The sequence below is a fragment of the Promicromonospora umidemergens genome, from assembly GCF_024171995.1.
GTDB classification, from domain to species: Bacteria; Actinomycetota; Actinomycetes; order Actinomycetales; family Cellulomonadaceae; genus Promicromonospora; species Promicromonospora umidemergens.
Genome location: NZ_JAMTCT010000026.1, coordinates 54,251 through 79,786 on the forward strand (window position 1 = coordinate 54,251; position 25,536 = coordinate 79,786).

Annotated in this window: 26 protein-coding genes; 21 read left to right on the plus strand and 5 right to left on the minus strand. The window is 71.1% G+C overall.

Annotated features, from left to right (window positions below; all coding sequences use genetic code 11):
* Nucleotide 1 precedes the first annotated feature (1 nt).
* The 7 genes from sigE (at nt 2) to APR04_RS26525 (ending at nt 6,272) form a co-directional block, all read left to right on the plus strand.
* Entirely contained in the window at nt 2-604 is a 603-nt protein-coding gene (gene sigE, locus APR04_RS26495) for an RNA polymerase sigma factor SigE (protein WP_301313021.1), read from the plus strand.
* Nucleotides 601-1,551 (plus strand): zf-HC2 domain-containing protein, encoded by a 951-nt coding sequence (locus APR04_RS26500; protein WP_253876645.1) that lies wholly within the window; start codon nt 601-603, stop codon nt 1,549-1,551. Before sigE ends, APR04_RS26500 begins: the two co-directional genes overlap by 4 nt.
* Complete coding sequence (locus APR04_RS26505; protein WP_253876647.1) at nt 1,548-2,951, plus strand: S1C family serine protease; 1,404 nt, start codon at nt 1,548-1,550, stop codon at nt 2,949-2,951. Before APR04_RS26500 ends, APR04_RS26505 begins: the two co-directional genes overlap by 4 nt.
* 55 nt (nt 2,952-3,006) lie before the next feature.
* Nucleotides 3,007-3,384 (plus strand): twin-arginine translocase TatA/TatE family subunit, encoded by a 378-nt coding sequence (locus APR04_RS26510; protein WP_253876649.1) that lies wholly within the window; start codon nt 3,007-3,009, stop codon nt 3,382-3,384.
* 40 nt (nt 3,385-3,424) lie between these two features.
* Complete coding sequence (gene trpS / locus APR04_RS26515; RefSeq protein ID WP_301313022.1) at nt 3,425-4,498, plus strand: tryptophan--tRNA ligase; 1,074 nt, start codon at nt 3,425-3,427, stop codon at nt 4,496-4,498.
* The gene (locus APR04_RS26520; RefSeq protein ID WP_253876651.1) at nt 4,495-5,043 is read left to right on the plus strand and encodes a 2'-5' RNA ligase family protein; all 549 of its coding nucleotides are present in this window, start codon (nt 4,495-4,497) and stop codon (nt 5,041-5,043) included. Before trpS ends, APR04_RS26520 begins: the two co-directional genes overlap by 4 nt.
* 320 nt (nt 5,044-5,363) lie before the next feature.
* Nucleotides 5,364-6,272 carry a YihY/virulence factor BrkB family protein gene (locus APR04_RS26525; RefSeq protein ID WP_301313023.1) on the plus strand — a complete coding sequence of 303 codons (909 nt, stop codon included), beginning with the start codon at nt 5,364-5,366 and terminating at the stop codon, nt 6,270-6,272.
* Nucleotides 6,273-6,424: 152 nt separating this feature from the next.
* On the opposite strand, the gene APR04_RS26530 is transcribed toward APR04_RS26525, so the two are convergent.
* The 4 genes from APR04_RS26530 to sdhC form a co-directional block, all read right to left on the minus strand.
* Complete coding sequence (locus tag APR04_RS26530) at nt 6,425-7,183, minus strand: succinate dehydrogenase iron-sulfur subunit (protein WP_253876653.1); 759 nt, start codon at nt 7,181-7,183, stop codon at nt 6,425-6,427.
* Nucleotides 7,183-9,015 carry a succinate dehydrogenase flavoprotein subunit gene (gene sdhA / locus APR04_RS26535; RefSeq protein WP_253876655.1) on the minus strand — a complete coding sequence of 611 codons (1,833 nt, stop codon included), beginning with the start codon at nt 9,013-9,015 and terminating at the stop codon, nt 7,183-7,185. The genes APR04_RS26530 and sdhA overlap by 1 nt, the downstream gene beginning before the upstream one ends.
* A gap of 67 nt (nt 9,016-9,082) precedes the next feature.
* Nucleotides 9,083-9,547, minus strand: coding sequence for a succinate dehydrogenase hydrophobic membrane anchor subunit (locus APR04_RS26540; RefSeq protein ID WP_253876657.1), 465 nt, complete (start codon nt 9,545-9,547; stop codon nt 9,083-9,085).
* Entirely contained in the window at nt 9,547-9,930 is a 384-nt protein-coding gene (gene sdhC, locus APR04_RS26545; protein ID WP_253876659.1) for a succinate dehydrogenase, cytochrome b556 subunit, read from the minus strand. The genes APR04_RS26540 and sdhC overlap by 1 nt, the downstream gene beginning before the upstream one ends.
* Nucleotides 9,931-10,190: 260 nt before the next feature.
* Between sdhC and APR04_RS26550 the strand changes: the two genes are divergently transcribed.
* From APR04_RS26550 to APR04_RS26610, 13 genes are all read left to right on the plus strand, one after another.
* Nucleotides 10,191-11,324 (plus strand): mannose-1-phosphate guanylyltransferase, encoded by a 1,134-nt coding sequence (locus tag APR04_RS26550; RefSeq protein WP_253876661.1) that lies wholly within the window; start codon nt 10,191-10,193, stop codon nt 11,322-11,324.
* 203 nt (nt 11,325-11,527) lie between these two features.
* Nucleotides 11,528-12,757, plus strand: a complete 1,230-nt coding sequence (locus APR04_RS26555) for an amidohydrolase (RefSeq protein ID WP_372496177.1) — start codon at nt 11,528-11,530, stop codon at nt 12,755-12,757.
* Between the two features lie 154 nt (nt 12,758-12,911).
* The gene (locus APR04_RS26560) at nt 12,912-13,994 is read left to right on the plus strand and encodes a BMP family lipoprotein (RefSeq protein WP_253876663.1); all 1,083 of its coding nucleotides are present in this window, start codon (nt 12,912-12,914) and stop codon (nt 13,992-13,994) included.
* A 111-nt stretch (nt 13,995-14,105) separates the two neighbouring features.
* Nucleotides 14,106-15,629 carry an ABC transporter ATP-binding protein gene (locus APR04_RS26565; RefSeq protein ID WP_253876666.1) on the plus strand — a complete coding sequence of 508 codons (1,524 nt, stop codon included), beginning with the start codon at nt 14,106-14,108 and terminating at the stop codon, nt 15,627-15,629.
* On the plus strand, nt 15,626-16,996 hold the full coding sequence (locus tag APR04_RS26570) for an ABC transporter permease (protein WP_253876668.1): 1,371 nt from the start codon (nt 15,626-15,628) through the stop codon (nt 16,994-16,996). The genes APR04_RS26565 and APR04_RS26570 overlap by 4 nt, the downstream gene beginning before the upstream one ends.
* Nucleotides 16,993-18,291, plus strand: coding sequence for an ABC transporter permease (locus APR04_RS26575; RefSeq protein WP_253876670.1), 1,299 nt, complete (start codon nt 16,993-16,995; stop codon nt 18,289-18,291). Before APR04_RS26570 ends, APR04_RS26575 begins: the two co-directional genes overlap by 4 nt.
* 5 nt (nt 18,292-18,296) lie before the next feature.
* Nucleotides 18,297-18,731 carry a cytidine deaminase gene (locus tag APR04_RS26580; protein ID WP_253876672.1) on the plus strand — a complete coding sequence of 145 codons (435 nt, stop codon included), beginning with the start codon at nt 18,297-18,299 and terminating at the stop codon, nt 18,729-18,731.
* Nucleotides 18,728-20,113, plus strand: coding sequence for a thymidine phosphorylase (locus APR04_RS26585; RefSeq protein ID WP_253876674.1), 1,386 nt, complete (start codon nt 18,728-18,730; stop codon nt 20,111-20,113). The genes APR04_RS26580 and APR04_RS26585 overlap by 4 nt, the downstream gene beginning before the upstream one ends.
* Nucleotides 20,114-20,301: 188 nt before the next feature.
* Complete coding sequence (locus APR04_RS26590; RefSeq protein WP_253876675.1) at nt 20,302-21,141, plus strand: hypothetical protein; 840 nt, start codon at nt 20,302-20,304, stop codon at nt 21,139-21,141.
* 13 nt (nt 21,142-21,154) lie between these two features.
* The gene (locus APR04_RS26595) at nt 21,155-21,367 is read left to right on the plus strand and encodes a hypothetical protein (RefSeq protein WP_253876677.1); all 213 of its coding nucleotides are present in this window, start codon (nt 21,155-21,157) and stop codon (nt 21,365-21,367) included.
* 36 nt (nt 21,368-21,403) lie between these two features.
* Nucleotides 21,404-22,555, plus strand: coding sequence for an adenosine deaminase (locus tag APR04_RS26600; RefSeq protein ID WP_253876679.1), 1,152 nt, complete (start codon nt 21,404-21,406; stop codon nt 22,553-22,555).
* Complete coding sequence (gene deoC, locus APR04_RS26605; RefSeq protein WP_253876681.1) at nt 22,552-23,304, plus strand: deoxyribose-phosphate aldolase; 753 nt, start codon at nt 22,552-22,554, stop codon at nt 23,302-23,304. Before APR04_RS26600 ends, deoC begins: the two co-directional genes overlap by 4 nt.
* A gap of 101 nt (nt 23,305-23,405) precedes the next feature.
* Nucleotides 23,406-24,017 (plus strand): DUF402 domain-containing protein, encoded by a 612-nt coding sequence (locus APR04_RS26610; RefSeq protein WP_253876683.1) that lies wholly within the window; start codon nt 23,406-23,408, stop codon nt 24,015-24,017.
* Nucleotides 24,018-24,029: 12 nt separating this feature from the next.
* On the opposite strand, the gene APR04_RS26615 is transcribed toward APR04_RS26610, so the two are convergent.
* Nucleotides 24,030-24,830: a siderophore-interacting protein gene (locus APR04_RS26615; RefSeq protein ID WP_253876685.1), complete on the minus strand. Its 801-nt coding sequence runs from the start codon at nt 24,828-24,830 to the stop codon at nt 24,030-24,032.
* A 157-nt stretch (nt 24,831-24,987) separates the two neighbouring features.
* Between APR04_RS26615 and APR04_RS26620 the strand changes: the two genes are divergently transcribed.
* Nucleotides 24,988-25,536 (plus strand): UDP-glucose 6-dehydrogenase family protein (locus tag APR04_RS26620; RefSeq protein WP_504967649.1); only part of this gene is annotated, 549 nt, incomplete at its 3' end.

A 25,536-nucleotide genomic window follows, 5' to 3' on the forward strand; every position in this document is an offset into this window, starting at 1 on the left:
GATGACTTCTGTGAGCACTCGCGCAGCAGACCCGAGCGCGTCGGTACCCTCTGGGGCCGACGCCGTCGACATGCCTTGGCAGCCACCGAGCTGGGAAGAGATCGTGCGTGAGCACTCAGCTCGCGTCTATCGGCTTGCCTACCGGCTGACCGGCAACAAACAAGATGCCGAGGACCTCACGCAGGAGACCTTCATCCGGGTGTTCCGTTCGTTGTCCAGCTACACGCCGGGCACGTTCGAGGGCTGGCTGCACCGCATCACCACCAACCTGTTCCTGGACGGCGCACGCCGCAAGAAGCGCATCCGCATGGAGGCGATGGGTGACGATGACGGACACGTAGCCGACACACGAGAGTTCGGTCGCCCGGAGCGCGGGTACGAGCACGCCAACCTGGACCAGGACGTGCAGCGGGCGCTCGACGCCCTGCGTCCCGAGTACCGCGCCGCCGTCGTGCTGTGCGACATCGAGGGCCTGAGCTACGAGGAGATCGCCGTGACCCTTGGCGTCAAGCTCGGAACCGTGCGTTCCCGCATCCACCGGGCCCGCGCCCAGCTCCGCGACGCATTGGAGCACCTGGCGCCCACGCGCGGGGGCGTGCGATGAGCCACCTCGGAGACCTGGTCAGTGCGCTGGCCGACGGCCAGCTCTCGCCCGCCGAGACCGAGCGGGCGCTCTCTCACGTGACTATGTGCCGCCTGTGCGCCCGCGAGCTGGACTCGGCTCGTGCGGCCCGGCGTGCGCTCTCCTCGGCCGCCGACGTGGTGCCCGACCCGGCCCTCACCGCGCGCCTGATGGCGCTCCAGGCGAGCATCCCGCCCACCGATGAGGACCCGCTGCGCCGTCCGTTCCTCGGCCCCGACCCGCTGTCCGTGCCGATGTGGCAGGCCGGGGCGTTCGACGGCGTGGACGGGTTCGACGGCAGGCTCGACCGGCCCGCGCGGCGTCGTCGGGCCGCGCGGTTCACCGCGCTCGGTGTCGGTGGGGCCGGCGTGCTGGGGCTGGCGCTCTTCACGCTCGGCGACGTCCCGGTGGTGTCCCCGCAGCTTTCCGCGCAGACCAGCATGACCATGCTGGGTCGCACGGGCCCGGACACGACGGCGGCGGGCCAGGACGTGCTCGCCACGCTCGACGTCGCTCCCGACCAGCTCACGCCCGCCGCGCTCGACTGGGCTGCGGACAACGGCTGGGCGGCGCCCTCCGACCTGCCCGACGGGTACAGGGTCTCGGCGATGCGCCTGGTGGGCGAGCAGGGCCAGACGCTGGAGATCGACCTCGTCGGCCCGTCGGGCCACGCGGTGGTCCGCGAACGCCCGGGGCAGCTGGCCCAGAACGGCTCCGCCGCGCTCGGTGAGGTCCAGGTGCTGGCCTCCGAACCCGCCCATGTGGCGTGGCAGTCCGATGACATGGTGGTCGACGTCGTGGCCGACGCGCCGGAGGAGGTGCTGACCGACCTCGTGGCATCGTTCGGTGAGCATGGCTACGATGCCGGGGTCCTGCCCCGCATCGCCCGCGGGTGGCACACCGTGACAGGAGCCATCGAAAGCCCATGACCGACGAGAACCCGTTCGCGCCGCCCACGCCGCGTGCAGCAGTGCCGTCCGCGAACGAGCCGAAGACGCCGGCCGCGGCTCCCCGACCCGAACCCACGCCCGATCCCGATCCCGAGACCGGCCCGCCTGCCGAGGGGCCTGTCGGGCAGCGCACCGCGCAGCTCCCGACGTCGGGCTACCTGACCACACTGCCCGCTCCGCCCCCAGCCGGGTCGGAGACGCCGCGCGCCTACACCCCCCACCCGGCCCCGCACGTGCCCGGATCGCACGCCACGCAGCCGGCGTCCCGGTCCAGGCGCGGCGGGATCGGTGCGCGCGCGGTGTCCGGCGTCGTGCTGCTGGGCCTGCTGGCGGGTGCGGGCGGCGGCGTCGCCGCCTTCGGCCTGCTGGACGGACAGGACGCGGTGCGCCCGGCGGACGCCGCCCTGCCGAGGCCCGCGGGCGGCGCCGACCCGGTGCAGCGCCCCGAGGGCTCCGTGGCTGCCATCGCCGCCGCGGCGCTGCCGAGCGTGGTCTCGATCGAGGTGCGGGCCCGGCAGGGCGTCGCTACGGGATCGGGAATGATCCTCAAGGCTGACGGCTACATCCTGACGAACAACCACGTGGTCGCGGAGGCGGCATCGGGGGCGGACGTCACCGTGACGTTCTCCGACGGCCACGAGCAGCCCGCCGAGCTCGTCGGTGCGACGCCCGACTACGATCTCGCGGTGATCCGGGTCGAGGAGAAGGGCCTGGAGCCGCTGGTGCTCGGCGACTCCGACGACGTCGTCGTCGGTGACGCGGTGCTCGCCGTCGGCTCACCGCTCGGCCTTGAGGCTACTGTCACCACCGGGATCGTCAGCGCGCTGCACCGCCCGGTGAAGGCGGGCGAGGCCGCAGAGGCCGCGTTCATCGACGCCATCCAGACGGACGCAGCCATCAACCCCGGCAACTCTGGCGGGCCGCTCGTGAACTCCGCCGGCGAGGTGATCGGCATCAACTCGGCCATCGCGCAGGGGCCGGGCACCGCAGCCGCGACCGGCAACATCGGCCTGGGCTTCGCCATCCCGTCCAACCAGGCGCGGCACACCGCCGAGCAGCTCATCGAGACGGGCACCGCGACGTTCCCGATCATCGGTGTGCTGCTCGACCCCAGCTATCAGGGCGAGGGCGTGCAGGTGTCCCAGGAGGCGCAGCAGGGCACGCCGGCCGTCACGCCAGGCGGCCCCGCCGACCAGGCAGGCATCGAGGCGGGCGACGTGATCCTCTCGATCGACGGCCGCCCGGTCTCGGTGGCCGACGAGCTCATCGTCGCCATCCGGGCCAAGGCCCCCGGTGAACCGGTGACGCTCAACGTGCGCTCCGGTGGCGACGAGCGCGACGTCCGCGTGGTCCTCGAAGAGCAGTCGAGCGGCCAGTGAACCGGGTTCATCCGGCGTTCTCCGAGCGGTCCCGCGACACGAGTAGGCTCTGAGCGTGTTCGGTATCAATGGCTGGGAGCTCGTGATCATTCTGGTGGTCGCGATGCTCGTCATCGGCCCGGAGCGGTTACCGGTCTACGCGGAGCAGCTCGGCTCTCTCGTGCGGCGGGGCCGCGACCTGCTCCAGAACGCCAAGTCGCGCGTGGACGACGAGCTCGGGCCGGAGTTCAACGACGTCGACTGGTCCAAGCTCGACCCGCGCCAGTACGACCCGCGCAAGATCGTCCGGGACGCACTGCTCGACGACAGCCCGCCCTCGGCGTACACGGGGTCGGCAGCGGCGCGGGCCGCCGAGCGGAACGGCACGCCCCCTGCGCCGGCCGGGGCGTCCGCTGAACCAGGGAAGGCGCCGTACGACGACGAAGCGACCTGACGATTCGGTGAGCGCGGGCGGACCTGCCAGAATGTTCGCCATGTCGTCCGAAACCTCGACCGCGGTGGGCACCGATACAGCTGCCGACCGCCCCACCCGGAAGCGCATATTCTCCGGGATGCAGCCCACCGACGGGTCGCTCCACCTGGGTAACTACATCGGTGCGCTGTCCCAGTGGATCGCGCTGCAGGAGTCCTACGACGCGCTCTACTGCGTCGTGGACCTGCACGCGCTGACGGTGAGCCCCGACCCGGCGCTGCTGCGTGAGCGCACCCGGAGCACCGCCGCGCAGTACCTCGCCGGGGGGATCGACCCCGAGCGGTCCATCCTGTTCGTGCAGTCCCACGTAGCGGCGCACGCCGAGCTGGCGTGGCTGCTGAGCTGCCAGACGGGGTTCGGCGAGGCCGGGCGTATGACGCAGTTCAAGGACAAGTCGGCGAAGCAGGGCAGCGAGGGCACCACCGTCGGCCTCTTCACGTACCCCGTGCTGATGGCCGCCGACATCATGCTGTACGACGCGGGCCTGGTCCCCGTCGGCGAGGACCAGCGCCAGCACCTGGAGCTCACGCGAGACCTCGCGGAACGGATGAACACGCGCTTCGGTGCGGGCACCGCCGTCGTGCCGGACGCGCACATCGTCAAGGCCGTGGCGAAGATCCAGGACCTGCAGGACCCGAGCTCCAAGATGAGCAAGTCCAGCGCGGGCGGCAAGGGCGTCGTCTGGCTGCTGGAGGACCCGAAGAAGGCGGTCAAGGCCATCAAGTCGGCCGTGACCGACGCCGACGAGTCGTACGGCGTGCGGTTCGACCCCGCCGAGAAGCCCGGCATCTCGAACCTCCTGACGATCTTCTCGGCCGTGACCGGCCGCGACATCGACCACATCGCCAAGGAGTACGACGGCCGCGGCTACGGCTACCTCAAGGTGGACCTGGCCGACGCCGTCGTCGCCTTCCTCGAGCCGTTCCAGGCGCGGGCCGACACCTACCTCGCGGACCCGGCCGAGCTGGACCGCGTGCTGGCCGACGGCGCCGACCGGGCGCGCGCGATCGCTCGCCCGGTGCTGGACCGGATGTACGAGCGGTTCGGGCTGCTCCCCGCACGAGGCGTCCGGTGAATCTCCCCGAGCGGGGACCCGGCCAGGTTCGCATCGGGATCGCTGTCGAGATCCCGGAGCCCTACGCCGCTGAGCTGAGCGCGGCGCGGGTGGCCGCAGAGGACCCGCTCGCAGACTTCATCCCCCCGCACATCACGCTGCTGGGGCCGACCGTGCTGGACGCGACGCAGCTCGCAGCGGCGCGGGACCACCTGGCGGCCGTCGCCGCCTCGGCGCCACCGTTCACCGTGCAGCTGCGCGGCACGGCCACGTTCCGGCCGATCTCGCCGGTGGTGTTCATCGCGCTGGCGCAGGGCATCTCCGAGTGCGAACAGCTCGAGTCGAGCGTGCGGTCCGGGATCCTCGGCGGGCCGCTGCGGTTCAACTACCACCCGCACGTCACCATCGCGCACGAGGTGCCCGACGCCGCTCTCGACAAGGCGTTCGACGCGATGTCGGACTACTCCGCGGAGTTCGACGTCGACCGCTTCTACCAGTACGAGCACGGGGACGACGGCATCTGGCGCCCTCAAGCGGCCTTCCCGCTGGGCCTTGCCGCCGGCTGACCGTCGCTGGGTCGGTCGAGCGGAGTCGCGGGCCTGCCGGGCGGGTTCCCGAGCCTGCCGGGCTCGCCGAACCGCAGGTTGGCCGTCACCGGGCTCGCCGAACCGCAACAGACGCGTGCTCTGGGTGCCCGATCCACGTGTACCTATCGGCTCGGCCGGTAAGACGACCGCCAAGGTGCGGTTCGACCTGCTCGATGACGACCAACGTGCGGCTCGACCCTGTTCGAAGTCCGCTGACGTGCGGTTCGACGGGCGTCCGGCGCGTTCGCCGGGACGATCCAAGTGTGCCGTCGGGCTCGGTGCCGTCTAGTGTCAGCCGGATGAAGCGGCTGCTCGAGCTGGGGAAGGCGGCCTGGGCGCGCTGGGAGGCGACCCGGCCAGGCCGCACGCTGAGCCGGTTCAACACCGCGAACGGCGCGGTACTGAGCGGCGGCATGGCGTATGCGGCGCTGTTCTCGCTCTTCGCTGCCCTCGCCATCGGCTACACGGTGTTCATCCGGGTGCTCGGCGGCGACGCGAACCTGCGTGACGCGGTGCTGGCCCAGGTGGACACCTGGGTGCCGGGCCTGGTCGACACCGGGAGCGGGGGCGTGCTCTCGCCGTCGGACCTCGTGCTCGCCACGGGCCTGAGCTGGACGTCGATCGTGGCAGCGGCTGTGCTGCTCTGGTCGGCCACGAACTTCATGGGTGCGCTGCGCTCGTCGGTGCGGGCGATGTTCGGCGAGACGGAGAGCGCGGGCAACCCGCTGACGGACCGACTGCGGCAGGTCCTGGGCTTCGTGCTGCTCGGGGCAGGCATGCTGATCACCGCGGGTACGAGCGTGGCGGTCTCGGCGGCCGTGCCGTGGACGCTGGGCCTGGTCGGCCTGGGTGAGGGGGCCGGCTGGGGGGTCCGTGGGGTGGGCCTGTTCCTGGCCGTGCTGCTCGACACCGGCGTGGTCGCGGCTGTGATCCGGTTCGTAGGCGGTGTGCGCCCACCGCGGCGTGATCTGCTGCTCGGCGCCCTGGCCGTCGGCATCGTGGCGGGCGGACTACGCCTCCTCGGCGCCGAGATCATCGCGAGCACCGCCTCCCGCAACGCCCTGCTGGCCTCGTTCGCCGTGGTGATCACGGTCCTGGTCCTGGTCAACGTCCTGGCCCGAGTGCTGCTCCTGGCCAGCGCCTGGATGTCGAACCCCGACCGGGACAACCCAGACCCCGACTCCCCCGCCCCGGCGAGCGCCGCCTGAACGAGCGTCGGTTGGGGCGCGCCGACAGCAGAGCCGCGGGCGGAAGGTAGGGGCGGCCGGCCGTAAAGCCGTAGCGGAGCGCCCCCTGGGGCGCGTGAGCGAGGCCGGCCGCCCCTACCATCCGCCCGCGGCGGAGGAGGAACAACAAACGATCAGAACGCGCGAGTAATCATTGCCCGCTTCACTTCCTGGATCGCCTTGGTGACCTCGATCCCACGAGGGCAAGCCTCGGTGCAGTTGAAGGTCGTGCGGCACCGCCACACGCCCTCCTTGTCGTTGAGGATCTCCAGGCGCTGCGACCCACCCTCGTCACGGCTGTCGAAGATGAAGCGGTGCGCGTTCACGATCGCGGCCGGGCCGAAGTACTGGCCGTCCGTCCAGAACACCGGGCAGGACGACGTGCACGCGGCGCACAGGATGCACTTGGTGGTGTCGTCGAACCGGGCGCGGTCCTCGGGGGACTGGTAGCGCTCCTTGGAGGGCTCGTTCCCCGTGGTGATGAGGAACGGCATGATCTCGCGGTAGGAGGCGAAGAACGGCTCCATGTCGACGACGAGGTCCTTGATCACGGGCAGGCCCTTGATGGGCTCGACGGTGATCGGCTTGTCCGGGTTGACGTCCTTGAGGAGCGTCTTGCACGCCAGGCGGTTGCGGCCGTTGATCCGCACCGCGTCCGAACCGCAGACTCCGTGTGCGCAGGACCGGCGGAACGTGAGCGAACCGTCCATGTCCCACTTGATCTTGTGCAGGGCGTCGAGCACGCGGTCGGTGCCGTGGGCCTCGACCGTGAAGTCCTCCCAGGTGGACTCCTCGGACACCTCGGGGTTGAACCGCCGGACCCGCAGCGTGACCGTGAACGAGGGGATCTCGCCCGCGGAGGACGGTGCGGTGGCTTCGAGAGTGGCAGTCATCAGTACTTTCGCTCCATCGGCTCGTACCGGGTCTGGACAACGGGCTTGGAGCCCAGGACGACCTTGTAGCCGTCGAACTCCTCGACGTGGTCGAAGTAGCCCTTGACGTGGCCTTCGGCCTTGTCCGACGCCTCGGGCGGGCGGCGGTAGGCCATCGTGTGCAGCATGTAGTGCGCGTCGTCGCGGTCGGGGAAGTCCTCGCGGTAGTGACCGCCGCGGGACTCCTTGCGGTTGATGGCCGCGACCACGGTGACCTCTGCGATGTCGAGCAGGAAGCCCAGCTCGATGGCCTCGAGGAGGTCCGTGTTGAACAGCTTGCCCTTGTCCTGCACCGACGCGTTGCGGTACCGCTTCTGCAGCGCACGGATGTCGGTGAGGGCCTCGTTCAGAGAGTCGCCCGTGCGGAACACCTGGGCGTTGAGGTCCATGGTGTCCTGGAGCGCCTTGCGGATGTCGGCGACGCGCTCGCCGTCGGGCCGGTTGCGCATCTCGTCGAGCTGCGCGACGACGCGGACCGTCGGGTCCTCCGGCAGCTCGTGGAACGACGCGGTCTTCGCGTACTCGGCGGCCGCGCGACCGGAGCGCTTGCCGAACACGTTGATGTCGAGCAGCGAGTTGGTGCCGAGCCGGTTGGAGCCGTGCACGGACACGCAGGCGACCTCGCCGGCGGCGTAGAGGCCCTTGACCACGTTGACGCCGTCGCGGAGCACCTCGCCCTTGATGTTGGTCGGCACGCCGCCCATGGCGTAGTGCGCCGTGGGGTAGACGGGAACCGGCTCGGTGTACGGCTCGATGCCGAGGTAGGTCCGCGCGAACTCGGTGATGTCCGGGAGCTTGGCGTCGATGTGCGCGGGCTCAAGGTGCGTGAGGTCGAGCAGCACGTAGTCCTTGTTCGGACCGGCGCCCCTGCCCTCGCGCACCTCGTTCGCCATGGACCGGGCCACGATGTCGCGCGGCGCGAGGTCCTTGATGGTGGGGGCGTAGCGCTCCATGAAGCGCTCGCCCTCGGAGTTGCGCAGGATGCCGCCCTCGCCGCGGGCCGCCTCCGACAGGAGGATGCCCAGCCCTGCGAGACCTGTGGGGTGGAACTGGAAGAACTCCATGTCCTCCAGCGGCAGGCCACGGCGGTACGCCAGGGCCATGCCGTCACCGGTCAGGGTGTGCGCGTTCGAGGTGGTCTTGAAGATCTTGCCGGCACCGCCGGTGGCGAAGATGATCGACTTGGCCTGGAACACGTGGAGCTCGCCGGTGGCCAGGTCATAGGCGACGACGCCGGTCGCGTTGACCTCCTCGCCCGCCGCGATCTCCTCGGTGGTGAGGTCGTGGTCGGTGATGAGGTCCAGCACGTAGAACTCGTTGAAGAACTCGACGTCCTGCTTGACGCAGTTCTGGTAGAGCGTCTGGAGGATCATGTGACCGGTGCGGTCGGCGGCGTAGCACGCGCGGCGCACGGCGGACTGGCCGTGGTCACGGGTGTGCCCGCCGAAGCGGCGCTGGTCGATCTTGCCCTCGGGGGTGCGGTTGAACGGGAGGCCCATCCGCTCCAGGTCGAGGACCGACTCGATGGCCTCCTTGGCGAGGATCTCGGCCGCGTCCTGGTCGACGAGGTAGTCGCCGCCCTTGACGGTGTCGAAGGTGTGCCACTCCCAGTTGTCCTCCTCGACGTTCGCGAGGGCTGCCGCCATACCGCCCTGGGCGGCACCGGTGTGGGAGCGGGTGGGGTACAGCTTGGAGATCACCGCTGTGCGGGCCTCCTTCGACGATTCGAGGGCTGCGCGCATGCCTGCGCCGCCTGCGCCGACGATGACGACGTCGTACTGATGGGTCTGCATCGGGCTCGATGCCTCCTGCTGAAGAGTTTCGGAGTGTGGGGCTGGGACGTGCTGGTGCTGCGCCGTGCTAGGCCGTGCAGAAGGAGGCCAGGAGCTCCGCGGGAGCGTCTGCCGGGCACGCGTCGAACGTGAAGATCACCAGGGTGCCGAGCACGACCACGACGGTGAACGCCAGGAGGAGCAGGCCCTTGAGGATGCCGCGCGTCAGGTCCCGGGTGGCGTAGTCGTTGATGATGGTGCGCACGCCGTTGGTGCCGTGGATCATGGCGAGCCACAGCATGAGGAGGTCCCAGACCTGCCACATCGGGTTCGACCACTTGCCGCCCACGAAGGCGAAGTCGATGGCGTGCACGCCCTCGCCGACCATCAGGTTCACGAACAGGTGGCCGAAGATGAGGACGAGCAGCACGACGCCGGACGCCCGCATGAACACCCAGGAGTACAGCTCGTAGTTGCCGCGCGTCGTCTTGCGCCGCGCGTACGGGGAGCGGGGGGAGGCGACCTTCGCCACCGCTGTGGTTGCGTTCGCCATCAGTGACCCCCGGTGAAGACGTTGATGAGGTGCCGCGGCAGGAAGCCCGCCATCGTCACGACGAAGAGGCCGACGACCACCCAGAGCATCGTCTTCTGGTACTTCGGGCCCTTGGCCCAGAAGTCCACCAGGAGGATGCGGATGCCGTTGAAGGCGTGGAAGACGATCGCGGCCACGAGGCCCGCTTCGCCCAACCCCATGATCGGAGTCTGATACGTGCCGATCGCTGCGTTGTACGCCTCGGGGGACACGCGCACCAGCGCGGTGTCGAGCACGTGCACGAGCAAGAAGAAGAAGATCAGCACGCCGGTCACGCGGTGCGCGACCCATGACCACATGCCTTCACGGCCGCGGTATAACGTGCCTGCTGGTGCGGTGGGCACTTCGGGAGCCTCCTATGGCTGTCCGGCTGGGGGTGGGTGGCTGGTCCCCACTGTAATGACAACTGCTCGCCTCGATCGCCGCCCGGCGGCCCTTACGGGCATCAAGACACGGCATTTGTGACTGATCCCACAGGGGAGATGTCGTCGCTTCTGGCACCCGTCAGGATGCTCGCGCGTTGCTAGCGGATCCCGCTCCCCACCTGGCCTGGGCCCGGCGGGCTATCGCTGCGCGAAAGCCGTCGGACTGGCATCCTGCGGGCATGACTTCGGCCGCCGCCCCATCGTCCCCGATCGACGACTTCTTCGCAGTGGTTCCCGCCGGTGGGTCCGGCACCCGGCTCTGGCCGCTCTCGCGCGGCGGGGAGCCCAAGTTCCTGCACGACCTCGTCGGCTCCGGCATGTCGTTGCTGCAGGCGACAGAGCACCGGCTGCGCCCGCTGGCCGGGCCCGACGGCGTCATCCTGGTCACCGGTGAGCAGCACGTGGCCGCCTGCCGTGCGCAGCTGCCCGGTCTGTCCGACTCCGCGGTGCTCGCCGAGCCGTCGCCCCGCGAGTCGATGGCGGCGATCGGTCTGGCGGCCGCCGTGCTGGAGAAGCGGCACGGCGACGTCGTCATCGGGTCGTTCGCCGCCGACCATGTGATCCATGGCACGCGGGCGTTCGACCTGGCGGTCCGCGAGGCGGTGGCCGCCGCGCGGGCCGGCTACGTGACGACGGTCGGGATCGCCGCCTCACGCCCATCGGTGGCGTTCGGGTACGTGCGCTCGGGCGAGCCGCTCGGGGTCGAGGGCGCCCCGCACACGCTGCACGTGCGGGGGTTCACGGAGAAGCCCGACGCCGCCACGGCGCGGCTCTACCTCGCGTCGGGCGAGTACCGGTGGAACGCGGGCATGTTCGTCTCGCGGACCTCGGTGCTGCTGGGGCACCTCGCCGAGCAGCGACCAGAGCTGCACGACTCGCTGCGGCTCGTCGCGGATGCGTGGGACACCCCGCGCCGCGCCGCGGTGCTCGCCGAGGTGTGGCCAGGCCTGGAGAAGATCGCCATCGACCACGCGGTGGCCGAGCCTGTCGCGGAGGCGGGCGGCGTCGCCGTCGTGCCGGGGACGTTCGGCTGGGACGACGTCGGGGACTACAACTCGCTCGCCGTCCTCCTGCCGTCCGACGACGACAGCGGCGCCAAGGTGCTCGGGGACCCGGCCGACGTGCTCCGCATCGACAGCGCCGGCTCGGTGGTGGTGCCGGCGTCGGGCCGGCTGGTGACGGTGCTGGGGCTGGACGACGTCGTCGTCGTCGACACGCCCGACGCGCTGCTCGTCACCACGCGGGCCCGCGCCCAGCAGGTGAAGGACGTGGTGGCGGCAGTGCGGGCGCGCGGCCGCGAGGACCTGCTCTGACTGTCGTCGGTGACCGCCGATCGTGCCGTTTCGTCTGACATGTTGGGCGTATCGGCACCGAACGTCTCACTCTGGTCCGTATCGTGGGACGGACCGTCCACTACTGTGTCTCGCCCGCCGGACAGCGATACCGTGGTCGGGTGAACCCGACCCAGCCGCCCGTCAATCTCGCCGACTTCGATCTGATCGTTTCGAACGACCAGATGCCGGTGGGTGACGTACCCGGAGGGAACGCCACGGAGGTCGTCGCAGGCCTGGCGGCCCGCGTGGGCGAGCTGGCCGGGATGCTGGACGCCGAGCTCGTCGCGTTCCGCCGCGACGTGCACGCCCACCCGGAGCTGTCCCGCAAGGAGACCCGCACCACGCGCGTCGTCGCCGAGCGGCTGCAAGCCGCAGGCCTCGAGCCGCGTCTGCTGCCGATCGGCTCGGGTCTGGTCTGCGACATCGGGCCCGACCACGGCCCGGACGGCGAGGGCCGGGTCGGCCTGCGTGCCGACCTCGACGCCCTCCCGCTGCAGGAGACCAGCGGCGTGGAGTTCGCGTCGACCGAGCCGGGTGTCGCCCACGCCTGCGGGCACGACGTGCACACGACCGTGGTGCTCGGCGCGGGCCTGGTCCTCGCACGGCTCGCGGAAGAAGGGCGGCTGCGGCGCGGCGTCCGGCTCTTCTTCCAGCCGGCCGAGGAGGTGTTCCCCGGCGGCGCCGAGGACATCATCAACCGCACGTCCGAGCTCGACGGCGTCGACCGGATGGCGGCGCTGCACTGCGACCCGAAGTTCGACGTCGGGCACGTCGGCACCCGCATCGGGCCCATCACCTCGGCCAGCGACTCCGTGATGGTGACCGTCTCGTCGCCCGGCGGGCACACCTCCCGCCCGCACCTCACGGGCGACGTCGTGTTCGCGCTCGGCCAGGTCATCACCCAGACGCCGGGCGTGCTGGGCCGCCGGCTCGACCCGCGCTCCGGCGTGAACCTGACGTGGGGCGCCGTCCAGGCGGGCTCGACACCCAACGCGATCCCGTCCACCGGTGTCGTCAAGGGCACGCTGCGGTGCCTCGACGTACGAGCGTGGGAGAAGGCGGGCGAGCTGGTCCGCGACGCGGTCGAGCAGATCGTGGCCCCGTACCAGGTCACCGTGGCGGTGACCGTGACGCACGGCGTGCCGCCGGTCGAGAACCAGGCGGCGGCCACCTGCGATCTCGAGGACGCGGTCCGGGACGCCGTCGGCCCGGACGCCGTCCAGCTGACCGAGCAGTCGATGGGCGGCGAGGACTTCGCCTGGTTCCTGCGCAAGGTGCCCGGCACCATGGCCCGCCTCGGGGTGCGCACTCCCGGCGGCCGCACCTACGACCTGCACCAGGGCGACCTCGTGGTGGACGAGCGCGCGATCGGCGTCGGTGTGCGGACCCTTGCCCAGTTTGCGGCGAGCTGACCGCTGGATGTTCCTGTCTGTGACGCTTCGGTAACGACTTACTCCGGTTACCGTCTCGAAACGCGAAATGCGGGATGCGCTGGCTACCCTCGGTGCGGTATAGGGCCCCAGATCTGTTTGGATAGGGCCCGTCTGGACCATCGAAGGAGCACCAGTGAAGAAGGCTGTTCGGCTTACCGCCCTTGCGGGAGCAGCGGCGCTCGCCCTCGCGGCGTGCGGCGCCGCCCCTGAGGAGACCACTGGTAGCGGCGAGCCCGCCGCCAGTGACTTCACGCCCTGCATCGTCTCGGACCAGGGCGGGTTCGACGACAAGAGCTTCAACCAGCTCAGCTACGAGGGCGTCACTGCTGCCGCCGAGGAGCTGGGCGCGACGCCGCACGAGGTCGAGTCGGCCTCGGAGAGCGACTACAAGGGCAACGTCGAGTCGCTCGTGGCCGAGGGCTGCAACGCGATCGTCACGGTCGGCTTCGCCCTGTCTGCGACGACCATCGAGTCGGCGAAGGCCAACCCCGACATCGACTACATCATCATCGACGACGCCGCGGACGCCGACTTCGACGGCACGGCCGACGCCGAGAACATCAAGCCGATCCTGTACGACACCGCGCAGGGTGCGTTCCTCGCGGGCTACCTGGCCGCCGGCTACTCCGAGGCGGGCAAGGTCGGCACGTACGGCGGTCAGGAGTTCCCGACCGTCACCATCTTCATGGACGGCTTCAAGCAGGGCATCGACTACTACAACGAGACCAAGGGCGAGCAGGTCGAGCTCGTCGGCTGGGACGGCAAGAAGGGCTCGTTCACGGGCAGCTTCGCGGCCGACCCGGCGGCGAAGACCACTGCCAAGAACATCATCGACCAGGGCGTCGACGTCCTCTTCCCGGTGGGCGGCCCGATCTACCAGGGCGCCATGGACGCGATCGCCGACTCCGGCAAGGACGTCGCGATCATCGGTGCGGACGCCGACTTCTTCGAGACCGACCCCACCACGCAGAACGTGGTCCTCACGTCGGTCCTGAAGCGGATGGACGTCTCCGCCAAGGAGGCGGTCGTCGCCTCCGGCAACGACGAGTTCGACCCGACGCCGTACGTCGGCACCCTCGAGAACGGTGGGGTGGACATCGCGCCGCTGCACAACTTCGAGGACAAGGTCGACCCTGCCCTGTGGGAGGAGACCCAGGCGCTCAAGGAGTCGATCATCGCGGGTGAGGTCGAGGTGGAGTCCTACCTCGCCGAGTGACCGGAATCGGTCGATGACCGAGACGTGACGCAAGATGGTCCCGGGGGGCACGGGTCGTACCGTGCGCCCCGGGACCTGTTATGAGCAGGACCCCCCTCGGGAAGGACAATCATGCGGCTCGAGCTGCGCGGCATCACCAAGCGCTTCGGCGCGCTCGTCGCGAACGACCACATCGACCTGGTGGTCCGGCCAGGCGAGATCCACTCGCTCCTCGGCGAGAACGGGGCAGGCAAGTCCACCCTGATGAACGTGCTCTACGGCCTGTACCAGGCGGACGAGGGCGAGATCCTGCTGGACGACGTCGTCCAGCACTTCTCCGGGCCCGGCGACGCGATGGGCGCGGGCATCGGCATGGTGCACCAGCACTTCATGCTCGTGCCCGTCTTCACCGTCGCGGAGAACGTCATGCTCGGCCACGAGCAGACGCGCGGCGGCGGCCGGCTCGACCTGGAGGCGGCCCGCGCGCAGGTGCGGGAGATCTCCGCGCGGTTCGGCTTCCACGTGGACCCCGACGACGTCGTCGAGAACCTGCCCGTGGGCGTGCAGCAGCGCGTCGAGATCATCAAGGCGCTCTCCCGGAACGCCGACGTGCTGGTCTTCGACGAGCCGACGGCGGTGCTCACGCCGCAGGAGACCGACGAGCTGATGGCGATCATGCGCCAGCTGCGCGACGAGGGCTCGGCGATCGTGTTCATCACCCACAAGCTGCGTGAGGTCCGCGAGGTCGCGGACCGCATCACGGTGATCCGCCACGGCAAGGTGGTGGGCGAGGCCCTGCCCACGGCGTCGGACGGCGAGCTCGCCTCGCTCATGGTGGGCCGCTCCGTCGAGCTCACGGTGCAGAAGGACGCGCCCACCCTGCGCGACAACGGGCTCAAGGTCACCGACCTGGTCATCACCGAGTCGACCGGCACCGTGGCGGTCGACGGCGTGAGCTTCGAGGTGCGTGGCGGCGAGGTGCTCGTCGTCGCGGGCGTCCAGGGCAACGGTCAGACGGAGCTGACGGAGGCCCTGCTGGGCCTCCAGGACGAGGTGTCCGGCAGCATCACGCTCGACGGCAAGGAGCTCATCGGGCGTTCGGTCCGCGGGATCCTCGACGAAGGTGTCGGGTTCGTCCCCGAGGACCGTACCTACGACGGGCTGGTCGCCGAGTTCACCATCGCGGAGAACCTGATGCTCGACCGCTCCGACGGTCCGCCGTTCGTGCGGCGGGGCGCGCTGCAGCGTTCCTTCCGGGACCAGTTCGCCCGCGAGAAGGTCGCGGAGTTCGACGTCCGCACGCAGGGCATCACCACACCGGTGGGGCGCCTGTCGGGTGGTAACCAGCAGAAGGTGGTGCTCGCGCGCGAGCTCTCGCGCGACCTGCGCCTGTTCGTCGCGGCACAGCCGACACGCGGCGTGGACGTGGGCTCCATCGAGTTCATCCACAAGCGGGTCGTCGCCACGCGCGACGCCGGCGTGCCCGTGGTCGTGGTCTCCACCGAGCTGGACGAGGCGGTGGCTCTGGCCGACCGGATCATGGTGATGTATCGCGGCAAGGTGGTGGGCATCGTGCCTGCCGACACCCCGCGCAACGTGCTCGGCCTGATGATGGCGGGGATTTCCCCCCAGGACGCGAAGGGAGAGGTCGCGTGAACGCGCCCGAGTCGAGTTCTGAGGAGAGCTCAGAGCAGGAAGCCGGCCGCGATCCAAGCACGCTGGATCCAGGCACGGCCGAGGAGCTGGAGCAGGAGCGGGCCCGCGAGGCCACCGGACCGGTGGGCGACGCAGCGCCCGACACGGCGAGCCGCCTCGCCAAGGCCCTGCACCAGACCATGAGCAGCCCCTGGACCGTGTCCGTCGGCGCCGTGGTGCTCGCCATCGTGGCTGGCTCGATCATGATCGCCTTCACGGACGAGGAGGTGAAGGCCGCCTCGGCGTACTTCTTCGCGCGGCCGGCCGACACCTTCGTCGCCCTCGGCCAGGCGATCGGCGGCGCGTACGCGGCGCTGTTCCGCGGCTCGGTCGTCAACCTCCAGGCACCGGACCTCCTGACCGCGATCCGGCCGTTCACCGAGACGCTCAACTACGCGACGCCGCTCATCGCGGCGGGGCTCGGCGTGGCGCTCGCGTTCCGGGCCGGCCTGTTCAACATCGGTGGCCAGGGGCAGATGCTCGTGGCGGCCGCCGCGGCCGGCTGGGTGGGCTTCGGCGTGAGCGGCGTGCCGTTCCCGCTGCACCTGCTGATGGCGCTCGTGGCCGGTATCGCTGCCGGTGCGCTGTGGGCGGGCCTGGCGGGTCTGCTCAAGGCGCGTACCGGAGCGCACGAGGTGATCGTCACGATCATGCTCAACTACGTCGCCTTCTATCTGATCTCCTACCTGCTCGCGACCCCGGGCCTGCTGCAGGCGCCCGGGTCGTCCAACCCGAAGACGCCGCCGACCGCCGAGACCGCTCAGCTTCCGCCGCTCATCGGTGATCGGTTCAACCTCCACTGGGGCTTCGTGCTGGCGCTGCTCGCCGTCGTGTTCGTGTGGTGGCTGCTGAGCCGGTCGTCGGCGGGCTTCGCCTTCCGTGCCGTCGGGGAGAACCCCCGCGCCGCCCGGGTGGCGGGTATCGACACGGGTCGCGCCACGGTGAGCTCGATGCTGGTGGCCGGCGGGCTCGTCGGCCTGGCCGGCGCCTCCCAGGTGCTGGGCGGCGTCACGACGGGCTTCAGCTCGGACATCGACGCGGGCATCGGTTTCGACGCCATCACCGTCGCGCTCCTCGGCGGGTCCAACCCGTGGGGCGTGCTCGCGGCGGGCATCCTGTTCGGCGCGTTCAAGGCGGGCGGGTCCACCATGCAGGCCTCGCAGGGCATCCCGAGCGACATCGTGCTCGTGGTGCAGTCCCTCATCGTGCTGTTCATCGCCGCGCCGCCGCTGATCCGGGCGATCTTCCGGCTGCCGGACCCGAACCGGCGTCGGACATCGAAGAAGAAGACGAAGGCGACCCGGGCCCGGAAGGAGGCGGCAGCGTGAGCGCCGACCAGAGGACGGCCCAGCTCGACGCGCCGCTGTCGGAGACGACGCGGACCGTCACGCTGGTGTCGTGGAAGTCCGCGGGCGTGCTGCTCGCCGTCACCGCGCTGTACGCGCTGCTGCTCCTCGCCGTCCCGCACTCGGGTGACACCCGGTTCCTGCTGTCGCAGCGCGGCGACTTCTTCCAGATTCCCGTGATCGTGCTCCCTGCGGCGCCGCTGGCCTGGGCGTGCGGGGCCGTCATGCTCGCGGCGACGGCGTTCGTCGTCCTGCGCACCGCGCGCGGGTCCAGGACGCCGCTGTGGGTCGTCGCGGTGTTCGCCTTCGCCGGTCTCACCGGCTTCCTGGCCTGGGCCGGGGCGGGCAGCCCCCGCGACCTGTCGGTGGTGGGCCTGCTCGGCGGCGCCGTGCTGTGGTCGGTGCCGTTCGTGTACGGCGCGCTGGGCGGCGTGATCGGCGAGCGAGCCGGCGTCGTCAACATCGCGATCGAGGCGCAGCTGCTCGGCGCGGCGTTCACGGCGGGCATCGTCTCCTCGGTCACGGACAGCGCGTTGCTCGGTCTGGCCGCGGCCGTGCTCGCCGGAGCGCTCGTCTCGCTCGTGCTCGGGCTGTTCGCGATCACGTACCACGTGAACCAGGTGATCGTGGGTGTGGTGCTCAACGTCCTGGTCGTCGGGCTGACCAGCTTCCTGTACTCGCAGGTGCTGCAGGACGACGCCGCGACGCTCAACTCGACCACGCGGTTCTCGTCCATCCCGATCCCTGTGCTGTCGGACATCCCCGTGCTCGGCCCGGTCCTCTTCGACCAGCCGCTGCTGATCTACCTGATGTTCCTTGCCGTGCCCGCCGTCTGGTACGCGCTGAACCGGACCCGCTGGGGCCTGCGTCTGCGGGCCGTCGGCGAGCACCCGAAGGCCGCGGACACCGTGGGCATCGACGTCGTACGCACCCGGTACAACGCGGTGCTCGTCGCGGGCGCTGTGGCTGGTCTCGGTGGCGCGTTCTACACGACCGTCTACCTCAGCCAGTTCGGCGAGAACATGACCGGCGGCGCGGGCTACATCGCGCTCGCCGCGGTCATCTTCGGCAAGTGGGACCCGGTGCGGGCCGCGTTCGCGGGCCTGCTGTTCGGGTTCGCCTCCAACCTGCAGAACGTGCTGTCCGTCGTGGGCTCGCCCGTCCCGAGCCAGTTCATGCTCATGGTGCCGTACGTCGTCACCCTGCTCGCCGTGGCGGGCCTGGTCGGGCGGTCCCGTCCGCCGGCCGCCTCGGGCGAGCCGTACATCAAGGGATGAGGATGATGGACGTGGACCCTGTGGAACCGGCCGCCGCCGTGGACTGGGACGGCCTGCGGGCGGCAGCTCGCAGCGCGCTCGACAAGGCGTACGTGCCGTACTCCCAGTACCCGGTGGGTGCTGCGGCGTTCGCCGACGACGGACGCCTGCTCACCGGCGCCAACATCGAGAACGCCGCCTACGGGGTGACGCTGTGCGCCGAGTGCTCCCTGGTCAGCGCCCTCGTGATGTCGGGAGGCGGGCGGTTCACGGCGTTCACGTGCGTGAACGCGCTCGGTGAGACGATCATGCCGTGCGGCCGGTGCCGCCAGATCCTGTGGGAGCACGGCGGGCCGGTGCTGCTGGTCGACACCCCCCTCGGCATCCAGCCGATGACAGAGGTACTGCCCCAGGCCTTCGGGCCGGGCGACCTGGACCACGTGCGGAAGGCAACCCGATGACCGAGCAGTTCGACGCAGTCGACATCATCCGAGCCAAGCGCGACCAGGAGGCCCTTGGTGACGCGCAGATCGACTGGCTCATCGACGCCTACACGCGTGGTGCGGTGGCCGACGAGCAGATGTCCGCGATGACCATGGCGATCCTGCTGAACGGCATGTCCCGCGCGGAGATCTCCCGGTGGACGCACGCGATGATCGAGTCCGGCGAGCGCCTGTCGTTCGCCAAGCTCTCCCGGCCGACGGCGGACAAGCACTCCACCGGCGGCGTGGGCGACAAGATCACCCTGCCCCTGGCGCCGCTCGTCGCCGCGTTCGACGTCGCCGTGCCGCAGCTGTCGGGCCGGGGCCTCGGCCACACGGGCGGCACGCTCGACAAGCTGGAAGCCATCCCGGGCTGGCGGGCCTCGCTGACGAACGACGAGATGATGGCTCAGCTCGAGGCGGTCGGCGCCGTGGTCTGCGCCGCCGGCGCCGGCCTCGCCCCTGCCGACCGCAAGCTGTACGCCCTGCGCGACGTCACCGGCACCGTCGAGGCGATCCCGCTCATCGCGAGCTCGATCATGTCGAAGAAGATCGCCGAGGGCACCCGTGCCCTGGTGCTCGACGTGAAGGTCGGTTCCGGCGCGTTCATGAAGACCCTGGAGAGCGCGCGCGAGCTCGCCCGCACCATGGTCGACCTCGGGACCGACGCCGGGATGCGTACCGTCGCCCTCGTCACCGACATGTCGGTGCCGCTGGGACGCACCGCGGGCAACGCCCTGGAGGTCCGCGAGTCCCTCGAGGTCCTTGCCGGCGGCGGGCCGTCCGACGTCGTCGACCTCACCGTGGCGCTCGCCGTGGAGATGCTCGCCGCGGCCGACCGCCCCGCCGCGGAGGCGGACGTCCGCGCGGCTCTGGCCGACGGGCGGGCCATGGACAAGTGGCGCGCCATGATCGCGGCGCAGGGCGGCGACGTCGACGCTCCGCTGCCGGTCGCGAAGGAGTCCGAGACCGTGGTGGCCACGGAGTCCGGGATGCTGGTCTCGCTCGACGCCTACGCGGTGGGTGTCGCCGTCCGGCGCCTCGGTGCGGGCCGCGCGCGCAAGGAGGACTCGGTGCAGGCGGCCGCAGGCATCGAGATCCACGTGAAACCGGGGGAGCCGGTCGCCGCCGGTCAGCCGGTGTTCACCCTGCACACCGACACCCCTGAGCGGTTCGCCCGGGCACGCGCGGCGCTCGAGGGCGGCTGGACGGTGGAGCCGGAGGGCGTGGGCGGCGGAGTTCTCGGCGGCGCGCTCGCCGGCGCGGCCAGCGCGCTGGCGACCGTCGACGTCGGCGCGGGCGCCCTGGTCGGTGCGGCGCTGGCGTCGGACCAGTCGGTGGTGCTCGACCGCATCGTCTGACCTGCTGGGCTGGTCGTCCGGTCGCCGCGCGGCCGGCGGGGGGCCGGATCGCCCACGCCCGCCAGCGTGGCGGCCCGGCGAGTCGCACCGGCCCGGATTAGCCTGTCGAGGTGCCGTCGACATTGCGCCTTTCGTCCCTGCTTGGCGGTATGCGTGCCTTCGCCGGGCCAGTACCGACACCGCCGCCGGTGGGGCGCTTCGAACGCCCCGCCGTGCCCGACGACGTCGAACGGCACCTCGAGGCGGCGACATCGAGGGCCCGGCGCTCGGTGCTGGACCCGCTGGCGCGGGAGCGAGGCACCGGCACGGTCGGCTTCCCGCGGCGGCTGAACCTGCCGTCGCTCGACGGGACCACCGCGGCCGCCGTCCAGGTCGACGAGACCACCTGCGGGTCAGCGGTCCTGGCGATGCTGGGGCTGGCCGGCGACCCGCTCGCGGCACTGCGGCTCGCGAGCGGCGACCCGGCGAGCCGGTTCGCGCGCCTGCAGCACGCCGTCCAGGCGGCGACCAACCGGCGCGGGCTGGTCGTCGCGGGCTGGCCGCGCACCTACGGCACACCGCCGTGGGGTGCCGCCCGCTTCGCCAGCTACGGCGGCGTGCGCTACACCCACCGGGTGGCCGGCTCCAGGGCTCTGCTGGAGGCGGCCGTGGCGAGCGCGCGTGCCGGCATCCCGGTACCTCTGTACACGGGCGGCGACGTCACGGGAGGCTGGGGCTCCGCGGTACCGCGCCACGTCGTGCTGCTCACCCTGGCCGACGGCGAGGGTGCGGCGGGCAGCGCGGTCCTGTACGAGCCGTCGGGCGCCGGCCTGCACACCGTCCCCGTCGCAGCGCTGCTCGACCCGCCCCCTGCGCGGTCGGGCGGGGCCGACGTCTCGCACTCCACCGGCGAGCGGACCGCCGCGCGGGTGCGCAAGGCCCTGACGGCCGCGCTCGGCGGCTGGCCGCACATCGCGTGGGTGCTGCTTCCCGAGCGTGCCGGCCGGTGGCACGGTGACGACGTACGGGTGACGATGGAAGCCACCTGACGAGGAGGACCCGATGAGCACGCTCCCTGGCCCGGACTCCTGGCGTGACGCAGGCCTCGACCCTCCGGAGGACGCCGACGTCGACGCCACGCACGAGCCCGACGAGTACGTCCCGGACGCGCCGCGTCCCGACAACGACGGCGACGCCGCGGAGGCGGACGTCGTGGAGCAGGCCCTTGACGTCTCGGCGGACGATGACGAGGACGAGAACCCTGAGGCCGGCTGACGGCCGAGTGTCGGCGCTGGGCGGTAGGTTGTCAGCATGACCACGCAAGACCCCGGGGCACGCCCCGGCGAGGCGCTGATCCGCGCCCTGCCCAAGGTGGTGCTGCACGACCACCTCGACGGAGGGCTGCGGCCGCAGACCGTCCTCGAGCTCGCGGACGCCGCCGGGCACCCGCTGCCCGCCACCGACGCCGAGTCCCTCGCGGGCTGGTTCCGCGACGCCGCCGACTCCGGCTCGCTGGTCCGGTACCTGGAGACCTTCGAGCACACGATCGCCGTCATGCAGACGGCCGACAACCTGGCCCGCGTCGCGCGCGAGGCCGTGCTGGACCTCGCGGCGGACGGCGTCGTGTACGCCGAGCAGCGCTGGGCCCCCGAGCAGCACCTGTCCGGCGGGCTGTCGCTCGCCGAGACCGTCGAGGCCGTACAGGCGGGGATCGACGACGGCATCGCGGCGGCTGCCGCCGACGGGCACATCATCCGCGTGGGCCAGCTCGTCACCGCCATGCGGCACCAGGACCGCTGGCAGGAGATCGCCGAGCTCGCCGTCACCTACCGGGACCTCGGTGTGGTCGGGTTCGACATCGCGGGGCCCGAAGCCGGGTTCCCGCCGTCACGCCACCTCAGCATCTGGCGCTTCCTCGCGGAGCACGACGTGCCCGTGACCATCCACGCCGGCGAGGCCGACGGCCTCGACTCCATCGGGCAGGCGGTGCACCTTGGGCACGCCGACCGTCTCGGCCACGGCGCCCGGATCATCGACGACATCGCCTTCGTGGCGAACGGCGACCCAGCGGAGAGCGGCCTGTCGGGCGACGGGCGCGGCGGTGCCGCCGACCTCGGCCGCCTCGCGCACTGGGTGCGCGACCACCAGATCCCGCTCGAGCTGTGCCCGGTCTCGAACCTCCAGACCGGTGCAGCGGAATCGATAGCGAAGCACCCGATCACCCGCCTCAAGGAGCTGGACTTCGCCGTCACGCTCAACACGGACAACCGCCTGATGTCTCGCACGTCGATGACGCACGAGATGAAGCTGCTCGTCGACGAGGCCGGCTGGACGCTCGACGACCTCGTCGACGTGACGGTCACCGCCGCCTGGGGTGCGTTCATGCACCACGACGAACGGCGTGATCTCGTGGAGCAGGTACTCCTGCCCAAAATTCAGAAAGTCGAAGGTGCACTCGTATGACCGCTCAGCCTGAAGCGCCCCGGACACCCACCGTGCCGCACGACAGGGCGGCGCTGGCCGCGTTCGTCGACCACACGCTGCTCAAGCCGGAGGCCACGGCGAGCGACGTCGCCACGCTCGTCGAGGAGGGCGCCGGGCTCGGCGTGTTCTCGGTGTGCGTGTCGCCGTCGTTCGTGTCCCTCGCGGTCGAGGTCGCGGCCGGACGGCTCGCCGTAGCGACGGTCTGCGGGTTCCCGTCGGGCAAGCACATGAGCGACGTGAAGGCTTTCGAGGCAGCCCGCGCAGTGGCTGACGAGGCCGACGAGGTCGACATGGTGATCGACGTAGGCATCGCGCGTTCCGGCCGGTTCGACGTGGTGCAGGCCGACATCGAGGCCGTCCGCGCCGCCGTGCCCGGCGACCGGGTCCTGAAGGTGATCATCGAGTCGGCGGCGCTCACGGACGAGCAGATCGTGGGCGCGTGCAAGGCGGCAGAGGCTGCCGGCGCCAACTTCGTGAAGACGTCCACCGGCTTCCACCCCGCCGGCGGCGCCTCGGTGCACGCCGTGTCGCTGATGGCACGCACCGTCGGTGCAGTCGGCGGCGGCATGCTCGGCGTGAAGGCCTCCGGCGGGATCCGGGACCTCGACGCGGCGCTCTCGATGATCGAGGCGGGCGCCACCCGCCTGGGCCTGTCGGGCACGGCGTCGGTCCTGGCCGGCTTCGACGCGGGGGCGGGCGTGGACGCTCCGGCATCGGACGGCTACTGAGATCTGCCTGAGATCGGTCGCACGACCTGAGATCGGTCGGTCGTCGGACCGATCTCAGGTCATCGGGCCGAGCTCAGCGCGGCCGCGCTAGGCTCCGGGACATGCCCGCGCGACGATCTGCTGACCAGGTGCTCTCCGGATCGTTGCCGACCGAGCCGGGCACCGTCGTCGGCGGCCGGATGCGCAAGTGGGACGGCACTCCGCACTGGCGGTACGAGGGTGCCTACCTGGGTCGCGACCAGCACGGCCTCTGGGTCGGCTACCGTACCGGAACCCTCTTCAGCAGACCCGGCCGTCAGTTCCACAGCAGGAACCCTGGCCTCATGCTCTTCGGCGACGTCGGCTGGGTGGCCGACATCTACCGCGGCCACCCGAGGGGCGCGCGCCTGTACATCGACCTCACCACGGTCCCGGAGTGGCGTGCGGTGCCCGACGCCGGCGACGGGCCCGCGTTCGAGGTCTCCGCGGTCGACATGGACCTCGACGTGCTGGCCCAGGAGCCGGGCAGCAAGCGGGCCAGGACCCGCGGCGAGTCGTTCATCGATGACGAGGACGAGTTCGCCGAGCACACCCTGCGGTACGGCTACCCGCCGTCGGTGGTGGCCCGGGTCCGGGCGGACGCCGACCGCCTGCTCGCCGCGGTCCGTGCCGGCGAGCCGCCCTACGACGGCCCGACGGCGGAGCGCTGGTTCACGGTGCTCGACGCGCTGTGAGCGGTCTCGTCCTCAGCGCGCGGTGAGGACCAGGTCGTCCTGCTCCACAGCGGCCCGCCACTCGGCCTTCTCGGCCCGCCAGTGCTCGTCGTCGCGGCCCCTGCGCCAGTAGCCAGAAGCCGACAGCAGCTCGCGCGGCACCCCCAGCGTCCCGCGCGCCCAGCGGCGCAGGTCACGGACGCAGCCGGCCTCGCCGTGCAGGAACGCGTGCGGCACACCGTCGGGCAGCTCGGCGGCCTGCACGACGTCGGCCACGTGCGCTCCCGTCGACCGGTGCACCCACGTGAGGCGGACGTCGGCGGGGCTCGCGATCTCCTGCTCCTCGGACGCGTCGGTGACCTCTACGAAGACGTGGGCCACCGCGTCGCCGGGCAGGGCCTCGCACGCGGCGGCGATGGCGGGCAGTGCGGACTCGTCGCCGACCATGAGGTGCCACGGGGCGTCGGGAGAGGGCGCGTAGTCGCCGCCCGGTCCGACGAAGGACACCTCGTCGCCCGGCTGGACGCCCTGCGCCCAGGGGCCGCCGTAACCGACGGCGCCGTGCGTGACGATGTCGATGTCCCAGCTCGACCCGGCGACGTTGCGGATCGTGTAGGTGCGGAGCACGGGCCGGCCCTCGGGCTCAGGGGACTCTGCCATGACGAGCTTGATGTAGCGGTCCGTCAGTGGGGTCGGGTCGACGGCCGCCAGGGCCTCGCCACCGATCGTCACCCGGATCATGTGCGGTGTCAGCTGCCGGACCGCGGTCACGGTCGCCGTGGTGCGGACCCCCGTGCGGGGCTTGCCGTTCGGTGCGTTCGTGGTCTGTGACATTGTGAGGCAAGCCTAACCTCGGGGTTGGGCGGGTGCCGGTGTGGCGTGCGTCACTGGTGGAACCGCCGGTGGCTGACCTGCGAGGCGCCGCCGAGGCCCTGCCGCACGCCTACCATGGGGGTCCTCATCGACCACCTTCTTGTCAGGAGTCCCCGTCGTGAAGATTGCTGTTGTCGGTACGGGTTACGTGGGTCTGTCCAACGCGGTGCTGCTCGCGCAGAACCATGAGGTCTGGACCCTGGACCTTGACCCGGTCAAGGTCGCGCAGGTGAACGACGGGATCTCACCGATCGCGGACACCGAGCTCGAGGAATACCTCGCGGGCAAGGACCTGAACCTGACCGCGACGCTCGACAAGGACGACGCGTACACGGGCGCGCGAGTGGTGGTGATCGCGACCCCGACGAACTACGACGAGCAGAACAACTTCTTCGATACCTCGTCCGTGGAGTCGGTGATCAGCGACGTCCTGGCCCGGGTACCCGACGCGACGATCGTGGTCAAGTCGACCATCCCGGTCGGGTTCACCGAACGGATGCGGACCGAGTACCCCGGCGCCGGGATCGTGTTCTCCCCGGAGTTCCTCCGCGAGGGCCGGGCCCTGTACGACAACCTGTACCCCTCACGGATCGTGGTCGGCGACCGGTCCGAACGCGGCAAGCAGTTCGCCGACCTGCTGCTGGAGGGCGCGATCACCAAGGACGCC